Origin of the sequence: Enterobacter sp. E20 (assembly GCF_000801755.2) — a bacterium.
Taxonomy (GTDB): domain Bacteria; phylum Pseudomonadota; class Gammaproteobacteria; order Enterobacterales; family Enterobacteriaceae; genus Enterobacter; species Enterobacter asburiae_B.
On the sequence record NZ_CP012999.1, the window covers coordinates 2,012,357 to 2,028,545 of the forward strand.

General features: G+C 55.2%; 18 protein-coding genes and 2 tRNA genes. 8 read left to right on the plus strand and 12 right to left on the minus strand.

The window, feature by feature from the left end; translation table 11 throughout:
• Position 1 precedes the first annotated feature (1 nt).
• Entirely contained in the window at positions 2-172 is a 171-nt protein-coding gene (locus tag NI40_RS24095; protein ID WP_157843316.1) for a hypothetical protein, read from the plus strand.
• Between the two features lie 92 nt (positions 173-264).
• Here the strand turns inward: NI40_RS24095 and NI40_RS23900 are convergent, their stop codons facing one another.
• A complete protein-coding gene (locus tag NI40_RS23900; RefSeq protein WP_003857665.1) occupies positions 265-405 on the minus strand; it encodes a hypothetical protein in 141 nt (46 codons plus the stop codon).
• Between the two features lie 125 nt (positions 406-530).
• On the opposite strand from NI40_RS23900, the gene NI40_RS09560 reads away from it, so the two are divergent.
• Positions 531-1,313, plus strand: coding sequence for an MBL fold metallo-hydrolase (locus tag NI40_RS09560; RefSeq protein ID WP_039262342.1), 783 nt, complete (start codon positions 531-533; stop codon positions 1,311-1,313).
• Positions 1,314-1,385: 72 nt separating this feature from the next.
• Positions 1,386-2,021 carry a carbonic anhydrase gene (locus tag NI40_RS09565; protein WP_039262341.1) on the plus strand — a complete coding sequence of 212 codons (636 nt, stop codon included), beginning with the start codon at positions 1,386-1,388 and terminating at the stop codon, positions 2,019-2,021.
• Positions 2,022-2,049: 28 nt separating this feature from the next.
• Here NI40_RS09565 and NI40_RS09570 read toward each other — a convergent pair whose 3' ends face one another.
• From NI40_RS09570 to mdtK, 4 genes are all read right to left on the minus strand, one after another.
• Positions 2,050-3,645 (minus strand): FAD-NAD(P)-binding protein, encoded by a 1,596-nt coding sequence (locus NI40_RS09570; RefSeq protein ID WP_039262340.1) that lies wholly within the window; start codon positions 3,643-3,645, stop codon positions 2,050-2,052.
• A 118-nt stretch (positions 3,646-3,763) separates the two neighbouring features.
• A tRNA-Val gene (locus NI40_RS09575) sits at positions 3,764-3,840 on the minus strand.
• Between the two features lie 4 nt (positions 3,841-3,844).
• A tRNA-Val gene (locus NI40_RS09580) sits at positions 3,845-3,921 on the minus strand.
• A gap of 153 nt (positions 3,922-4,074) precedes the next feature.
• Positions 4,075-5,448: an MdtK family multidrug efflux MATE transporter gene (mdtK, locus tag NI40_RS09585; protein WP_039262339.1), complete on the minus strand. Its 1,374-nt coding sequence runs from the start codon at positions 5,446-5,448 to the stop codon at positions 4,075-4,077.
• Between the two features lie 225 nt (positions 5,449-5,673).
• Here mdtK and NI40_RS09590 point away from each other — a divergent pair, with 225 nt between their 5' ends.
• On the plus strand, positions 5,674-6,318 hold the full coding sequence (locus NI40_RS09590; protein ID WP_039262338.1) for a riboflavin synthase: 645 nt from the start codon (positions 5,674-5,676) through the stop codon (positions 6,316-6,318).
• Positions 6,319-6,349: 31 nt separating this feature from the next.
• On the opposite strand, the gene cfa is transcribed toward NI40_RS09590, so the two are convergent.
• Together cfa and punC are read right to left on the minus strand one after the other, a co-directional pair.
• The gene (gene cfa / locus NI40_RS09595) at positions 6,350-7,498 is read right to left on the minus strand and encodes a cyclopropane fatty acyl phospholipid synthase (protein WP_039262337.1); all 1,149 of its coding nucleotides are present in this window, start codon (positions 7,496-7,498) and stop codon (positions 6,350-6,352) included.
• A 298-nt stretch (positions 7,499-7,796) separates the two neighbouring features.
• Positions 7,797-8,996 carry a purine nucleoside transporter PunC gene (punC, locus tag NI40_RS09600; protein WP_039262336.1) on the minus strand — a complete coding sequence of 400 codons (1,200 nt, stop codon included), beginning with the start codon at positions 8,994-8,996 and terminating at the stop codon, positions 7,797-7,799.
• Positions 8,997-9,110: 114 nt separating this feature from the next.
• Here punC and punR point away from each other — a divergent pair, with 114 nt between their 5' ends.
• Positions 9,111-10,022: a DNA-binding transcriptional activator PunR gene (gene punR / locus NI40_RS09605; RefSeq protein WP_039262335.1), complete on the plus strand. Its 912-nt coding sequence runs from the start codon at positions 9,111-9,113 to the stop codon at positions 10,020-10,022.
• Between the two features lie 17 nt (positions 10,023-10,039).
• Here punR and purR read toward each other — a convergent pair whose 3' ends face one another.
• On the minus strand, positions 10,040-11,065 hold the full coding sequence (gene purR, locus NI40_RS09610; protein ID WP_023335431.1) for an HTH-type transcriptional repressor PurR: 1,026 nt from the start codon (positions 11,063-11,065) through the stop codon (positions 10,040-10,042).
• A 297-nt stretch (positions 11,066-11,362) separates the two neighbouring features.
• Here purR and cydH point away from each other — a divergent pair, with 297 nt between their 5' ends.
• Together cydH and NI40_RS09615 are read left to right on the plus strand one after the other, a co-directional pair.
• Entirely contained in the window at positions 11,363-11,452 is a 90-nt protein-coding gene (gene cydH / locus NI40_RS23905) for a cytochrome bd-I oxidase subunit CydH (protein WP_014883553.1), read from the plus strand.
• 163 nt (positions 11,453-11,615) lie between these two features.
• Entirely contained in the window at positions 11,616-12,782 is a 1,167-nt protein-coding gene (locus NI40_RS09615) for an MFS transporter (protein WP_039262334.1), read from the plus strand.
• A gap of 38 nt (positions 12,783-12,820) precedes the next feature.
• Here NI40_RS09615 and sodB read toward each other — a convergent pair whose 3' ends face one another.
• Positions 12,821-13,402, minus strand: coding sequence for a superoxide dismutase [Fe] (gene sodB / locus NI40_RS09620; protein ID WP_029739795.1), 582 nt, complete (start codon positions 13,400-13,402; stop codon positions 12,821-12,823).
• Positions 13,403-13,524: 122 nt separating this feature from the next.
• Positions 13,525-14,298 carry a C40 family peptidase gene (locus tag NI40_RS09625; RefSeq protein WP_023311354.1) on the minus strand — a complete coding sequence of 258 codons (774 nt, stop codon included), beginning with the start codon at positions 14,296-14,298 and terminating at the stop codon, positions 13,525-13,527.
• A 338-nt stretch (positions 14,299-14,636) separates the two neighbouring features.
• On the opposite strand from NI40_RS09625, the gene grxD reads away from it, so the two are divergent.
• The gene (gene grxD / locus NI40_RS09630; protein ID WP_003832760.1) at positions 14,637-14,984 is read left to right on the plus strand and encodes a monothiol glutaredoxin 4; all 348 of its coding nucleotides are present in this window, start codon (positions 14,637-14,639) and stop codon (positions 14,982-14,984) included.
• 44 nt (positions 14,985-15,028) lie between these two features.
• On the opposite strand, the gene rnt is transcribed toward grxD, so the two are convergent.
• Both rnt and gloA read right to left on the minus strand, forming a co-directional pair.
• Positions 15,029-15,679, minus strand: a complete 651-nt coding sequence (gene rnt / locus NI40_RS09635; protein WP_023311355.1) for a ribonuclease T — start codon at positions 15,677-15,679, stop codon at positions 15,029-15,031.
• Positions 15,680-15,774: 95 nt separating this feature from the next.
• Positions 15,775-16,182, minus strand: a complete 408-nt coding sequence (gloA, locus tag NI40_RS09640; RefSeq protein ID WP_013096923.1) for a lactoylglutathione lyase — start codon at positions 16,180-16,182, stop codon at positions 15,775-15,777.
• Positions 16,183-16,189 lie beyond the last annotated feature (7 nt).

Sequence of the window (16,189 nt, forward strand, 5' to 3'; positions counted from 1 at the left end):
GATGATGAAAAAATGGATCAGCACGTTACGGCGGTTTTTTGCGACCCGACCAGTGAATGCGGAGAACAGCGCGCAACGTGTTCTTGAGTCAATCCTGCCTGTCGCCAGCCTGTATGGCGTCGACGTTGCCAACATTGACCCGGAGTGGTTCCATGATAAAACGTCACGCTGAACTGCGCCGCACGCGCGAAACGTACTGGAACGAGGTGTGCGTGACGTATAACGAGTGAAATAAAAAAGCACCGGTTTCCCGGTGCTTTTTTATTAGATTTTGCAGGCGTCGCCGCAGTCGTCGTCGGCGACAATCGCCTGCGCTTTTTTGTCTGCATCGTCCAGACGTTCGGCATTACGCTCTTCGGCTTCATCCAGACCGTTAAAGACTAAGTTATCGAGATCAATTTCCATGTGGCACCTGCTCTGTTCAGTTTTTGATACTGGCACAGTATAGGGCAAAAAAAGCCAGCAATGTACCTCGCAGCACATAAGGATAATCCCTGCCATACTCAGTGCTTTATCGCTGAGGAGAGCACATGATTACACTCTGTAAAACCTGTGGAACCGCCTACGATGCCCGCCCGGACAGATGCCCGATTTGCGAGGATGAGCGTCAGTACGTGCCCGCCACGGGCCAGGCATGGACCGATTTCGACACCGTCACCGCCACCCATACCAACAAATGGCAGCAGCTGGAGCCGCGGCTGTTCGGGATCAAAACGGTGCCCGCGTTTGCGATAAACCAGCGGGCGCTGCTCCTGCAAACGCCCCACGGCAATATCCTCTGGGACTGCATCGCCAACATCGACCCCGCAACCAAAACGCTCATTACCGCCCTCGGCGGCATCAGCGCGATTGCTATTTCACATCCGCACTATTACACCACGATGCAGGAGTGGGCTGCGGCGTTTGATGCGCCGGTTTACCTGCACGCCAGCGACAGAGAGTGGGTCATGCGCGACAGCCCGGCCATTCATTTCTGGGAGGGGGATGCGCTGGAGATTTTCCCGTCGGTCACCTTGCTGCGTCTGGGCGGGCATTTTGCCGGTGGAACGGTGCTGCACTGGCAGGAGGGGGATGGGGTATTGCTGGTGGGCGATATTCTGCAGGTCACGCCGGGTAAAGACGCCGTCTCGTTTATGTGGAGCTACCCGAATTATCTTCCGCTGCCGGCCCGCGCCGTGGCGTCGGTGGTGAATCATCTCGAAGGCAAAACCTTCGAACGTCTTTACGGCGCGTTTGAAGGGCAGAACATCCCGGCCTTCGCGGACGAGATTGTTCAGCGGTCGGGCCAGAAATATATTGCTTGTCTGAAGTAAACCACGATGGGTAAACTTTACGAGTGTGATCTCGATCATGCCTAAACTAAAACAGATAAAAGAGACATTGCTATGCAACATATCATTGAAGGTTTTCTCAGCTTTCAAAAAGAGATTTTCCCGCAACGTAAAGAACTCTTCCGCAGTTTAGCGTCCAGCCAGAATCCCAAAGCGCTGTTCATCTCATGCTCCGACAGCCGTCTGGTCCCGGAACTGGTCACCCAGCAAGAGCCAGGACAACTCTTTGTCATTCGTAATGCTGGCAACATCGTGCCGCCGTTTGGGCCGGAGCCTGGCGGCGTGTCTGCAACCATCGAATACGCCGTGGTGGCGCTGGGCGTCACGGATATCGTGATTTGCGGTCACTCCAACTGTGGCGCGATGAAGGCGATTGCCGATAACGCGAACCTGGAGCCGATGCCTGCTGTGTCACACTGGCTGCGCTATTCTGACGCGGCGAAAGCCGTGGTAGAGAAGAAAACCTGGGATAAGCCGATCGATAAAGTCAATGCGATGGTGCAGGAGAACGTGTTTGCGCAGCTGAGCAACATTAAGACCCACCCGTCCGTCGCGGTGGGCCTGCGTAATAACTCCATCCGACTGCACGGCTGGGTGTACGACATTGAAAGCGGCAAAATTCTTGCCCTGGATAAAGCGACGAAATCCTTCGTTTCGCTGTCTGAAAACCCGGAAGTCTTCTTCGAGTAATCCGCGACAGCAGGGCATGGAAGCCCTGTCAGTTCTCGATATACGGTAGTCTGCGCCGCGATCCCGACGCGGGTTTTTCCGCCGCCTTCGCCATTGCTTCCCCAATCTCTGCACACTCCGCCAGCCCCTGAACGAAGGGACGATCGTGCATCAGCCACGGTATCGCGCCGAAGGCAATGCGCCCGCGAACGGCGTCAGGCGCTTTTAAGGTGTAATCCTCACCGACGTCCGGTATCTCTTCACCCGTGGCTTCCAGCTGTTTGCGCAGCGTCGGAAAGGGCAGATCTTTCGTTTTGAGCGGCTTCTGCCCTCGCGCATCAATAAACACGTCGAAACGGTAAACGGTCTCTTGTGTGGTGATTACCGTTCGATCGCTGCCAACGTCCAGCGCGTAATCGTCACCGAGCGTCGCCACGCTGATGATGCCGGCTTCGCGAAGCGCGAGCAGCCTGCGGATAGACTGCGGAGGGATGGCCGCATAGTTGTCGATAAATACGCGGGCGAGGCCTTGCTTAAAGCGCTCTCTGTCCCGTTCGTTGAGGTGGGGAACAATCTCCTGAACCACCTCATGCAGCCGAAGCACGGTATAGCGCCAGGCTACGGTGCGCCGTTCGCGTTTGTTCCGCTCAACCTCGTTGAGATTTTCTTCGGCCCAGGTAAAGGGGCCGTGCCGTTTACGATCCTCAAACCAGGCCTCACGAATGCTGTCCGCATTCTGCTTATGCAGGGATATTTTCTCACACCACGTCGGGTCAGCGAGCTGAAGCTCTTTCACCATCAGGGTAAATATACGGTCGAGCAGGCCATTCGATCCTTTGGCGATCTCGTTTTCAACCACAAATTCGGTTAAGACCGACAGCGGTTCATAAGGAATAGGGCAGTAAAAATCGGCTTCCGGCAGAATACCCGTTCGGGACATCAGGACAATCTTCAACGCGTCGCTGCCTTTATCCAGCACGAATTTATCATCACGAAATTCACCGTGCTGCATCACCACCGCCATGGCCGCGTCGAGACCGCTTAACGATGTCCCCATAATACCGACGCGGCAGGGAGGGATACTGGCGTCCATCAGACCGGACCAGGGGCTTGGGAAGAACGTGCGCGTGGCTTCGTCCTCGTCTGGCCAGACGTGACCGGTTGCGATAACCGCAAGGTCGAAGCGTTCAGGAAAGGCGCTGTCGTTGACGGAAAGCGTGACCCCTTCTTTCGTGGACACGATATCGGTGACCCGGGCGGATTCATGGACATCAACCTGAAACCCCAGCTTTCTGGCCTCTTTCACGATTGAACGAAAGCTGTCGCGAAAATACTCGCCCAGCAGAAGCCGGGGCAGGAACTGCCGGTCATGCAGGCGGGTTGTATCGACCTTAAAGCGCGCCAGATGAGCTTCGCTCTGATCCTTCAGCCAGTCGAGGTAGGTCATAAAAATGGGCGGGATTTCAATGCTCGCAATGTTCGCCAGCATCAGCCGGGAGTTATCGTCGTCGTTATAGGGCATACCCACGCCAGCTTCATCGGCCTGTTCGAAAACGGAAACGGAGAGCGGCTTACTGTTTTTAAGGAGATGATAAAAAGTATAAATCCCTGTGGGGCCGGAGCCGATAATCGCGATTTTCTTCATCGACGGTCTTCCTGTTTTTTTTCCATAAGAAAAGCGTAGCAGGAGAACAATGATGAAAATAAGGGATTAGGAAAATTCAGGATATCAGAAGAGGATTTGCACCATCTCAGGACTGAAATGGTGCGTCCGAGTGGACTCGAACCACCGACCCCCACCATGTCAAGGTGGTGCTCTAACCAACTGAGCTACGGACGCAGAATGGTGCGTTCAATTGGACTCGAACCAACGACCCCCACCATGTCAAGGTGGTGCTCTAACCAACTGAGCTATGAACGCAACGTGTTGTCGGCGACAACGGGGACGAATATTAGCGGCACAGTACCGAGGTGGCAAGAGGGAAAATGCATTTTTCTCTCTGATTTCACGCGATTGCTTCATTACCGCGCAAAGTGAAGAGAAAGTAGCCGCCGGGCGGCGGCTACCGCGTCGTTAACGTGCCGCGCGTTGCAAAATGACCGTTGATGGCTGGCGCTGCAGGAAGCGCATTCGCATCATCATCATAATTGCCGCCGACGTCAGGCCGATGATAAAGCCCATCCAGAATCCTGCGGGGCCCATGCGCTCAACCACTAAGTCCGTGAGGGCCAGAATATAGCCACACGGCAGACCCAGCACCCAGTAGGCGATGAAGGTGATAAAGAAGATGGAGCGCGTGTCTTTATATCCGCGCAGCACGCCGCTGCCAATCACCTGGATGGAGTCAGAGATCTGGTAAATCGCGGCCAGCAGCATCAGGTGCGATGCCAGCGTGACCACTTCAGGGTTGTCGTTATAGAGCAGGGCAATCTGCTCGCGTAATGCAACGGTAAAGAGCGCCGTACAGACAGCCATGCAGACGCCGACGCCCAGCCCGGTCCGGGCGGCCGTTTGCGCATCCAGCGTTGAGCCCTGGCCCAGGCGGAAGCCGACGCGGATCGTGACCGCCGCCGCCAGCGACATCGGCAGGACGAACATCAGGGAGCTGAAGTTCAGCGCAATCTGGTGCCCGGCCACGTTCACGATGCCCAGCGGGGAGACCAGCAGGGCGACCACGGCAAACAGGGTCACCTCAAAGAACAGCGCGAGGGCGATCGGCAACCCTAACTGCACCAGACGCGTCATGATGTTCCAGTCCGGCGTGCTAAATCTTTTCTCGTTGCGAATATCGCGCATGGAACGGGCGCGTTTTACAAAGGCGATCATGGAGAAGAACATCACCCAGTAAACGGCTGCTGTCGCCACGCCGCAGCCGACGCCGCCGAGCTCCGGCATCCCGAAATGACCGTAAATAAAGACATAGTTCACCGGAATGTTGACCAGCAAACCGATAAAGCCCATCACCATTCCGGGCTTGGTTTTCGCCAGGCCTTCACACTGGTTACGCGCCACCTGGAAAAAGAGGTAGCCGGGCGCACCCCAGAGCAGGGCGCGCAGATAGCCCACGGCTTTATCAGCCAGTGCCGGGTCAATGTTATGCATAGCGCGAATGATGTGGCCCGCGTTCCAGAGCACGACCATGATCAGCACGGAGACAAACCCTGCCAGCCAGAAACCCTGACGAACCTGATGGGCAATGCGCTCGCGACGACCCGAGCCATTGAGCTGAGCGATAACCGGCGTGAGCGCGAGCAGCAGACCGTGGCCGAACAGGATGGCCGGAAGCCAGATTGACGTGCCGATAGCAACGGCCGCCATATCGGTGGCGCTATAGCCACCTGCCATTACCGTATCCACAAATCCCATTGCGGTCTGGGCCACTTGCGCGACGATCACTGGTATAGCCAGTGCCAATAGCTGGCGCGCTTCATTCATGTACTTCTGCACGTGAACACCTTTATTTTGTTGTTATTTGAGAGACTAAAAAAGCCGCCGAAACGGGCAGCAAGAAGAAAATGCAGGGGGGTGCCAGCTATTGTAGCGGGCTTTAGCTATTTATCTAGTGAAAAAATCGCCAGAAAATGCGCTCCGCTGGCAACCTCTTTTTCCAACTGTTATTGTGGTGGGATTAAACGGTGTCACCACCGTCCGGAAAAAACAGGAGTTGTAAGCATGTTTACTGGTATTGTGCAGGGCACCGCCAAAGTGGTGTCCATTGATGAAAAACCTAATTTCCGTACTCATGTTGTTGAGCTGCCGGAATATATGCTTGAGGGCATTGAAACAGGCGCGTCGATTGCTCATAACGGCTGCTGCCTGACCGTTACCGAAATTAACGGCAACCAGATTAGCTTTGATTTAATGAAAGAGACGCTGCGCATCACCAACCTTGGCGAGCTGGCGGTGGGAGATACCGTCAACGTTGAGCGGGCGGCGAAGTTCAGCGATGAGATTGGCGGCCACCTGATGTCCGGGCACATCATGACCACCGCTGAAGTGGCAAAAATCGTGACCTCGGAAAATAACCGTCAAATCTGGTTTAAAATGCAGGATCCTTCATTAATGAAATACATCCTCTATAAAGGATTTATTGGCATTGACGGGATTAGCCTGACGGTGGGTGAAGTAACGCCAACGCGTTTTTGCGTGCATTTAATTCCTGAAACGCTGCTGCGCACCACGCTGGGCGCCAAAAAACTGGGGCATCGCGTGAATATTGAAATCGATCCGCAAACCCAGGCGGTGGTGGATACGGTTGAGCGCGTGCTGGCAGCAAAAGAAGCGGCAATAATAAAGACCGCCGCAGAAGAAGAATAAAAAATAACCCCGGGCATCCGGGGTTATTTTTTTAGCGTGCGACACGTAATCCGTGTTCAATCCCACGGCTGAATACCACCTGCCAGAGCTGAATATCCCGTGCGCGAAACGCCCCCGCGCAGGCATTCAGATAATAGCTAAACATCCGCCTGAATCGTTCAGAATAGTTGTCCGCAATCTCAGGCCAGGTTTCCTGAAAACGCGCATGCCAGGCCATCAACGTGGTGTCGTAATCCGCGCCAAAGTTGTGCCAGTCTTCCATTACAAAATGGGGTTCACTGGCGTTGGCAATCTGGCGGACGGACGGTAAACAGCCATTCGGAAAGATGTATTTGTCGATCCACGGGTCGACGTTATTGTCGGTTCGCTTAGAGCCGATGGTGTGCAGCAGGAAGATGCCGTCCGGTTTCAGATTCCGATCCACCACCTCAAAATAGGTAGCGTAGTTTTTCGGCCCGACGTGCTCGAACATGCCGACGGAAACGATCCGGTCAAACTGTTCGTTCAGGTCACGGTAATCCTGCAGTCGGATATCCACATCGAGGCCCTGGCAGCGTTCCCGCGCCATTTTTTGCTGTTCCGCTGAAATCGTGACGCCGACGACGCTGACGCCATAGTGTTTCGCCATAAAATACGCCAGCCCGCCCCAGCCGCAGCCGATATCCAGCACGCGCATACCCGGCTGGAGCTGCAGCTTCTCGCTAATCAGACGCAGCTTGGCCTGCTGGGCCTCTTCAAGCGTCGACGCCTCTTTCCAGTAGGCGCAGGAGTACTGCATGAAAGGGTCCAGCATACGGCTGAACAGGTCGTTGCCAAGATCGTAGTGCTCTTTGCCTACGATCCACGCGCGTTTTTTACTTTGCAGATTGAACAGTCGGGCAGAGGCGACGCGCAGGGTGTCTTTCAGATTGCGAGGGAGTTGATTTTCAAGACCGGCACGCAGCACGCTGGCGAAAAAGGTATCCAGACGTTCGCACTCCCACCAGCCGTCCATGTAGCTTTCTCCCAGGCCTAACGATCCCTCTCGCAGCACGCGTTTAAAAAAGTCGGGATGTTTAACCTGAGGATCGGATGGCGATGATCCATTGATAGTGATGCCTGCTCGACCTAACAGTTCACTGACGATCCGGGACCAGTTATCGTCCGGAACGCTGACTTCTTCTATACACGATGAACTCATAGCTTCTCCATCACCCTACTGTGATCAGAACCTTAAAACAGCGTAGACGCTTTTTTTGGTTTGTGAGAAATCTCACGGTAAATACCGCGAGGCTAGTATCCGACGTAGAACAGAGGAAGGGAGATAACCCTTGCCGAAATGCCTTCCATGGTAAAACGGGAGCACTCCGGCTCCCGTTAACACTTAATATTTATCGTATTTAATCGAACCAAATTTAGTATAGGCCTCAAAATTTGGTGATTCAATAGAAAATTCTTAGCAACCTAATCACTGAAAATTAACATGATTTCTGGCGCAATCAGGCATGTGACGTTTCAACCTGAGCACTCTTTTCATGCTCACGCTGCGCGGAGGCCTGCATGCGATAGCCCAACACCGCCAGCGCAACGGTCACCAGCATCACGCTGGTGGTGGTCAGGAGCGGCGTGGCAATCAGCGCGGAGACCACCAGGCTTGCCAGGAAGCACAGCCCCAGCTGCAGGGTGTTCTGCAGCGCGGCGGCGCGGCCTGTTGCCTGCGGGAAGGGACGCAGCGCCTGGGCTACAACGATAGGGTAAATCGCCCCGTTCGCGACGGCCATCACGCAGAATGGGATCAAAATTTCGGCCAGACCGGCGCCCGGAATAAAGCCAACGGCCCATGTCCCGATGACGCTCAGCGCATACAGCACCAGCAGCCACGGCAGCATCTGCTGACCTTCCCATTTTTGCAGCGCCGCGCGACAGCCGTACCCGCCTACCAGGAACGCGATGGTCTGCGGAACATAGCTCAGGCCGATGGCTGCCGGGCTGTAGCCCATATCGTGCAGAATGAACGGCGAACCGGTGAGCCACGCGAAGAAGCTTGCCGAGCAGGCGGCATAGATCAGGACATTGCCGCGATACGCTTTGGCGCTGAGCAGGGACGTGAAGGTAATCGGCTTCGCGTCAGTATGCGCTTCTTTTTTATGCGCAGGCTTGAGGGCGAACGCCGGCAGCATCAGGACCAGGGTAATGGCAAACAGCGTGGCGAAAATGGCCTGCCAGTCGAAATGCGCGAGGATCCAGCTGCCCAGCAGTGGGGCGAGGGCAGGTGAGAGACCCACCAGCGGCATAATGGTGGCGAAGATACGGTTTGTGCGGTTAGCAGGGTAATAGTCGGTGACCAGCGCCTGCCAGGTCACGGCCGCGGCACAGACGCCCACGGCCTGAATAAAACGCAGCACCAGCAGCCAGGTGGCATCGCGAACCCATAACATTCCCAGGCAGCCCACGGCAAAAATGGCCAGGCCCAGCAACAGTACCGGTTTACGACCAAAGCGATCCGAGAGCGGTCCCCAGAGCAGCTGAGCGAAGGCAAAGCCGGCGAGGAATAAACTCAGGCTGGCGCTGATGGCGGCGGCAGGCGTTTGTAAATCTTCCTGCATGGCGGCAAACGCCGGCAGGTACATATCGGTGGCCAAAAAGCCCAGCACGCTCAAGCCGCCGAGCCAGACTAAAAAACCGTTCCTGGGTTGCATTATTTTATTCTCCTGAGGAGGCAGGTATACATTGGCGCTGAGTGTAGGGAGTGCAAAGCCGCTTGTGAAACGCTAATATTTGGCGGGTGCATTCAAAAAATTTGCAGGCAGAAAATGTGGTCAGATTATTCTCTTGAAGTGGTCGATGCTGTTGCACGTAACGGCAGCTTCAGCGGTGCGGCGCAGGAGCTGCACCGCGTCCCTTCGGCAATCAGCTACACGGTGCGCCAGCTGGAGGAGTGGCTGGCGGTTCCGCTGTTTGAACGGCGGCATCGTGATGTGGAATTAACGCCCGCAGGCGCGTGGTTTTTGAAGGAAGGGCGTTCTGTTATCAAAAAAATGCAGATCACCCGCGAACAGTGTCAGCAGATCGCTAACGGCTGGCGGGGGCATCTTTCCATCGCGGTGGATAACATCGTTAAGCCGGAACGCACCCGGCAGATGATCGTCGATTTCTACCGTCATTTCTCTGACGTCGAGCTGCGGGTCTCGCAGGAGGTGTTCAACGGCGTCTGGGATGCGCTGGCGGACGGCAGGGCAGAGATGGCGATTGGGGCTACGCAGGCGATCCCGGTCGGGGGACGTTACGCTTTTCGCGATATGGGGATGCTGAGCTGGAAATGCGTGGTGGCAAGCGATCATCCGCTGGCGTCGATGGAAGGGCCGCTCAGCGATGACACGCTGCGCAACTGGCCGTCGCTGGTGCTGGAGGATACGTCCCGTTCATTGCCCAAGCGTATCACCTGGCTTCTGGACAACCAGCGGCGGGTGGTGGCCCCTGACTGGGAATCGTCGGCGACGTGCCTCAGCGCCGGGCTGTGCGTCGCGATGGTGCCCGTTCATTTCGCGCGTCCGCGCATCGATACCGGAGAGTGGATTGAACTGACGCTGGAGAATCCGTTCCCGGATGCGGCCTGCTGCCTCACCTGGCAGCAAAATGACGTCTCGCCTGCGATGGCCTGGCTGCTGGATTATCTGGGAGACAGCGAAACGCTGAACCGGGAATGGTTACGGGAGCCAGCATAGCTGGCCCCGTAAAGCGATTAACGACGGTAGTCGCGGAACGGACCATCCGCAACGGAACGGCGTTCGATAAGACGCGGGTGAACTTCAATAGACTGCGACTCTTCGCGCTTGTTGACGATCCTGTCCATCAGCATATTGAAGGCCGTTTCGCCCAGCGAATCTTTCGGCTGGTGAATGGTGGTCAGCGCCGGGGTGAAGAAACGCGCGTTACGCACGTTGTCATAGCCGATCACGGAAATATCCTGCGGTACGCGCAGGCCCAGCTCGTCGGCAGCGCAGAGCGCGCCCATGGCCATGATGTCGCCCCCGCAGAACACGGCGGTCGGACGGTGCGGCTGGGAGACGATCTGCTGCATCGCGCGGTAGCCCGATTCCGGCTCAAAGTCGCCCTGCACAATCCAGTTTTCCGGCACGTTGATCAACGCTTCTTCCATCGCTTTCATAAAACCGGCCAGACGGCCCGCGCCGGTGTTGCGCTCCAGCGGACCGGGGATCACGCCAATCTCGCGGTGACCGCGTTCGATCAGATAACGGCCGGCCATATAGCCGCCTTCAAAGGCGTTATCGATAACGGAATCGGTAAAGTCCGCGCGCGCTTCGCCCCAGTCCATCACCACCATCGGAATATGGCGATACTCTTCCAGCATCGACAGCACGGATTCCGGGTACTCGGAACACATCACCAGCAGGCCATCAACGCGCTTTTGCGCCATCATCGACAGGTAGGCGCGCTGTTTTTCAATGCTGTTCCACGCGTTGCCCAGAATCAGGGTATAGCCTTTCTGGAAGCAGTTCTTTTCGACCGCTTCAATGATCTCGGCAAAATAGGCCGCTTCACTGCTGGTCGCCAGCAATCCAATGGACTTGGTGTGATTAACCTTGAGGCTACGCGCAACCGCACTTGGCGAATAGTGCAGCTCTTTGATCGCTGCCCAGACGGCGTTGCGCGTCTCTTCCGCCACAAAGCGGGTTTTGTTAATTACATGTGATACGGTTGTAGTGGAAACGTTTGCGCGTTTTGCTACGTCTTTAATTGTTGCCATTAAATGTCACTCCAGACCATATCCTAAGCTCCTGAAAAACTTGAAGGTAAACGTTTGCCTTCTCTCACCCTTATCTCGCAATCTTGAATTGCGGCACGCCGGGAAAACGACACGGGACGTCAGGAGGGGGTCAATGGCCGGTACGCTAATAAATTTAGCGTGGAATTTTGTCCTATCTTGATGAAAAGGGGAAGAGGTAAAGTGGTTATCAGTATAAATCCAGGAAGATTTTTGACGTAATCTGTGCAAAAATGAGCAAGCTCACTTTTCGTGTGGGGATTAAAAGGAGAAAAATTGATGAGTTCCGATCTTAAGTTTTCGCTGTTCACCACCATTGTTGTGCTGGCTCTGATTGTTGCGGCCGGTCTGACGGCTGCGCTGCACTGATTTACGCGGAGGGAGAGCCTTCTCCCTCCCGACTCCCCGGATTGTTACTTCTCTGGCAAAAATCTTTTGCCATTTTGTTAACTTCTCATTTTTTGTGATTGATGTCATGCTTTCTGCTTCTTTGTTCTGTGTCACCACATGACACGGCATCCGGAGTTGACGCATGAAAATCAATTTTCCCCTGCTGGCCCTGGCGATTGGCGCTTTTGGGATTGGCACCACTGAATTCTCCCCAATGGGGTTACTTCCTGTTATTGCCCGGGGCGTAGATGTCTCTATCCCTGCGGCAGGGATGTTAATCAGCGCCTACGCTATCGGCGTGATGGTAGGGGCGCCGCTGATGACCCTTCTTCTTTCGCACCGCGCGCGCCGCAATGCGCTGATTTTCCTGATGGCGATTTTCACCCTGGGCAACGTGCTTTCGGCCATTGCGCCGGACTACACCACATTGATGCTGTCGCGCATTCTGACCAGCCTTAACCACGGCGCGTTCTTTGGGCTGGGATCGGTCGTGGCTGCCAGCGTGGTGCCAAAACACAAGCAGGCGAGCGCCGTGGCAACCATGTTTATGGGGCTGACGATTGCCAATATCGGCGGGGTGCCTGCGGCAACCTGGCTGGGAGAAGCGATCGGCTGGCGTATGTCTTTCCTGGCGACGGCCGGGCTGGGCGTGATTGCGATGGTGGCGCTGTTCTTCTCCCTGCCGAAAGGAAGCGCCGGAGAACGTCCGGAAGTGCGTAAAGAGCTGGCGGTGCTGATGCGTCCGCAGGTGCTCTCCGCGCTGCTCACCACCGTGCTGGGGGCAGGGGCGATGTTTACCCTCTACACCTATATTTCACCGGTACTGCATGATATCACCCACGCAACGCCTCTCTTCGTTACCGCGATGCTGGTGCTGATTGGCGTGGGCTTCTCGATCGGCAACTATCTCGGCGGGAAATTTGCCGACCGTTCCGTGAGCGGGACGCTGAAGGGCTTCTTAACCCTGCTGATTGTCATCATGGTTGCCATTCCGTGGCTGGCGCGCAATGAGTTTGGGGCCGCGATTGCGATGGTCGTCTGGGGAGCCGCCACTTTCGCCGTGGTGCCGCCGCTGCAGATGCGCGTGATGCGTGTCGCGCACGAGGCGCCGGGACTTTCATCTTCCGTGAATATCGGTGCGTTTAACCTGGGTAATGCCCTGGGCGCGGCGGCCGGTGGGGCCGTGATTTCAGGTGGTCTGGGGTACAGCTTTGTGCCGGTGATGGGGGCGATTATTGCCGCGCTCGGCCTGCTGCTGGTGATGATGTCGGGTCGTAAACAGCCTGAAGCAGCCTGCGCTGCGGAGTAAACCAAAAACGCAGAAGGGCGAACCCTTCTGCGTGTCTCTTACGCGGCGAAGTTCTTCGCGACAAAGTCCCAGTTAACCAGTGCCCAGAAGTGCTCCAGGTAGTTCGGACGCGCGTTGCGGTAGTCAATGTAGTAAGCGTGTTCCCACACGTCCACGGTCATCAGCGGCTTCGCGCTGGTGGTCAGCGGGGTACCCGCATTAGAGGTGGACACGATAGCCAGTTTGCCATCCGCCTCTTTAACCAGCCACGTCCAGCCAGAGCCGAAGTTCTTGATGGCTGCATCGGTAAATTTCGCTTTGAAATCCGCGAAGCTGCCAAATGCGGCATTGATAGCGGTAGCCAGTTCACCGACAGGTTCACCGCCGGCATTCGGTGCCAGGCAGTGCCAGTAGAAGGTGTGGTTCCACACCTGAGCGGCGTTGTTAAATACGCCACCCTCTGAGCTGCGGACGATCTCTTCCAGCGTTTTGCCTTCAAAATCGGTGCCTTTGATCAGATTGTTCAGGTTGGTGACGTACGTCTGGTGATGCTTGCCGTAGTGATATTCCAGGGTTTCCGCAGAAATGTGCGGTGCCAGGGCGTCTTTTGCATACGGTAGTGCAGGTAATTCGAACGACATTGCTTCTCTCCTTATTGTATTTTGTGTTGCCAATAACCACACAGACAACATGGACAGGATAGCAAATTGAAAGGGTATGCAAAAGAGGAACTTACCCTGCCACGGATGCGGCAGGGCAGGGGTTAGCGAATGGTTTTCGGCGTCATCACGCGACGCGCGCCGACGTAGTGGCGTACCCAGTAGTCTTCACTGAGAGAGGTGATCTGAATATCCTGGCCGCTACGGGGAGACTGGATGAACTTCCCGTTGCCGACATACACGCCAACGTGGTCAGCCGTGCCGCGACCCTGAGTGCGGAAGAACACCAGATCGCCGTTTTCCAGCTCACCGCGGTCAACCGGTGAGGCATCGCGCAGGTGGTACATCTCATTGGCGGTACGAGGAATGCGGAATTTGACCAGATCTTTATAGGCGTAATAGACGAGGCCGCTGCAGTCAAACCCGGTACGCGGCGAGCTGCCACCCCAGTGATAAGGTTTGCCAATCTGCCCCATCAGTTTGTTCATCGCGGTTTTTTGCGCTTTCTGTACGCGCACTTTATGCACTTCCGCTATTTTCGTGACCTTCGTGCATTTCGCCTTGTGGCCTTTACGCGTGATGCATTTTTCAGTAACGAGGTTAGCGGCGGTTTGCGAAGCTTTACTTTTAGCGGAGTGGGCAGTGCGGGAAGGTTTTGTTTTTGTCTTGCTGGAAGCGGTCTGTTTCGTCTGAGCCGGTGTTTTTTTCTTGTCGTTCTTAGCGGTGGTTTTTTTCTTACGTTCTGTGGCTTTCACCAGATGGTTTTTTTGTACAGCAGAATGCCGCGCCTGCTGAGAGGCGTTTGCCACTGGCGTGAAAGTGAGTGAAGTAAACAGTAAAGCACAGAGCGTGATCGAGATTTTATTTATCCGCGCCACTGGGCAGTCCCCTGATAAATGCAGGTCATCAATAATACCCGCGTGTGATTTACAAAGCCCGTCGATTCTAATCTATAAAAACCCAGAAAGTTAATAGCATTTTTCAATCTACAATCGTGTTTCGTTAGCAAGTGCAAAAAAATTCATCGTTCTGTCGCACATTTGCCCACTCCCTAAGCAAAACCCTGACCGCCGCAGGGGTAAACACCATTTGCAATGCAACTTTTCGTGACTCGAGGTAGAATGTATAAACGTGACAAAAATGTTATTTTCCGATGCCAGTCTGAACCGCTACAATGTCAGACGAATGCCGTAACAGAAGTTAAAGGAAGCAAGACATGAGCACCACTATTGAAAAAATCCAGCGCCAGATCGCTGAAAACCCGATTCTGCTGTATATGAAAGGTTCTCCGAAGCTGCCAAGCTGCGGCTTCTCCGCACAAGCGGTTCAGGCGCTGTCAGCCTGTGGTGAGCGTTTTGCTTACGTTGATATCCTGCAGAACCCGGACATCCGCGCTGAGCTGCCTAAGTACGCTAACTGGCCGACTTTCCCACAGCTGTGGGTTGACGGTGAGCTGGTTGGCGGCTGCGATATCCTGATTGAAATGTATCAGCGCGGCGAACTGCAGCAGCTGATCAAAGAGACGGCGGCGAAGTACAAAACTGAAGAGCCGGACGCAGAGTAATTTTCTGCGCAAATAAAAAAGCGACCTGATAAGGTCGCTTTTTTTTATTCTTCGCTGTCACCCATCGGCAGCGGCCAGCCGCCAAGACGCTTCCAGCGGTTGACGATCTCACAGAACAGCTCTGCGGTGCGCTCCGTGTCGTATAAAGCGGAGTGCGCCTGCGTGCCGTCAAAAGGTATACCCGCCGTGATGCAGGCTTTAGATAACACCGTTTGTCCCAGAGCCAGGCCGCTCAGCGCGGCGGTGTCGAAGGTCACAAAAGGATGGAAGGGGTTGCGTTTGAGCGCGGCGCGCTCCGCGGCGGCCATGGTAAAGCTGTGATCGAAGGTGGCGTTATGGGCCACCATGATGGCGCGGCTGCAGTTACTCTCTTTCATGCCTTTACGCACCATTTTAAAAATGGCGTGCAGCGCATCATATTCACTGACTGCGCCACGCAGCGGGTTGTGCGGGTCGATACCGTTAAATGCCAGCGCTTCCGGCTGTAAGTTTGCCCCTTCGAAAGGTTCAACATGGAAATGCAGCGTGGTGTCCGGTGTAAGCCAGCCCTGTTCATCCATCTTCAGCGTGATGGCGGCAATTTCGAGCAGCGCATCGGTTTTAGCGTTAAATCCGGCTGTTTCTACATCAATGACAACGGGATAAAAACCACGAAAACGGTCGCACAGACCGCTAAATTGAGCGTTATCGGACATCAGGGTCTCTTACAAGGGGAAAAAGCAGAGCGCATTATGGCAAATTTTGCAGGGTGATGCAGTAAAACTACGGGCGCATGTTGCGCCCTGAGGGATCAGTTGCCCAGACCGCGACCCGCGTCTTTGGCTTCAATCAGTTCGATTTTGTAACCGTCCGGATCTTCCACGAACGCAATCACGGTGGTACCACCTTTTACCGGACCCGCTTCGCGCGTAACGTTACCGCCGTTGCTGCGAATGCGTTCACACGCTTCGGCCGCGTTGTCCACTTCCAGCGCGATGTGGCCGTAGGCGGTACCCAGCTCATAGCTGTCTACGCCCCAGTTGTAGGTCAGCTCGATCACCGCTTCATCCGTTTCCGGGCCGTAACCCACGAACGCCAGCGAGTATTTGTATTCCGGGTTTTCGCTGGTGCGCAGCAGCTTCATGCCCAGGACGTTAGTGTAGAAATCAATGGAACGTTGCAGGTCGCCAACGCGCAGCATGGTGTGAAGTAGGCGCATAATTTCC

Bases quoted from the DNA above. Each gene is read 5' to 3' on its own strand.
- NI40_RS24095 (WP_157843316.1), top strand. From the start codon at position 2: ATGATGAAAAAATGGATCAGCACGTTACGGCGGTTTTTTGCGACCCGA.
- NI40_RS23900 (WP_003857665.1), bottom strand. From the start codon at position 405: ATGGAAATTGATCTCGATAACTTAGTCTTTAACGGTCTGGATGAAGCC.
- NI40_RS09560 (WP_039262342.1), top strand. From the start codon at position 531: ATGATTACACTCTGTAAAACCTGTGGAACCGCCTACGATGCCCGCCCG.
- NI40_RS09565 (WP_039262341.1), top strand. From the start codon at position 1,386: ATGCAACATATCATTGAAGGTTTTCTCAGCTTTCAAAAAGAGATTTTC.
- NI40_RS09570 (WP_039262340.1), bottom strand. From the start codon at position 3,645: ATGAAGAAAATCGCGATTATCGGCTCCGGCCCCACAGGGATTTATACT.
- NI40_RS09590 (WP_039262338.1), top strand. From the start codon at position 5,674: ATGTTTACTGGTATTGTGCAGGGCACCGCCAAAGTGGTGTCCATTGAT.
- cfa (WP_039262337.1), bottom strand. From the start codon at position 7,498: ATGAGTTCATCGTGTATAGAAGAAGTCAGCGTTCCGGACGATAACTGG.
- punC (WP_039262336.1), bottom strand. From the start codon at position 8,996: ATGCAACCCAGGAACGGTTTTTTAGTCTGGCTCGGCGGCTTGAGCGTG.
- punR (WP_039262335.1), top strand. From the start codon at position 9,111: ATGTGGTCAGATTATTCTCTTGAAGTGGTCGATGCTGTTGCACGTAAC.
- purR (WP_023335431.1), bottom strand. From the start codon at position 11,065: ATGGCAACAATTAAAGACGTAGCAAAACGCGCAAACGTTTCCACTACA.
- cydH (WP_014883553.1), top strand. From the start codon at position 11,363: ATGAGTTCCGATCTTAAGTTTTCGCTGTTCACCACCATTGTTGTGCTG.
- NI40_RS09615 (WP_039262334.1), top strand. From the start codon at position 11,616: ATGAAAATCAATTTTCCCCTGCTGGCCCTGGCGATTGGCGCTTTTGGG.
- sodB (WP_029739795.1), bottom strand. From the start codon at position 13,402: ATGTCGTTCGAATTACCTGCACTACCGTATGCAAAAGACGCCCTGGCA.
- grxD (WP_003832760.1), top strand. From the start codon at position 14,637: ATGAGCACCACTATTGAAAAAATCCAGCGCCAGATCGCTGAAAACCCG.
- rnt (WP_023311355.1), bottom strand. From the start codon at position 15,679: ATGTCCGATAACGCTCAATTTAGCGGTCTGTGCGACCGTTTTCGTGGT.
- gloA (WP_013096923.1), bottom strand. From the start codon at position 16,182: ATGCGCCTACTTCACACCATGCTGCGCGTTGGCGACCTGCAACGTTCC.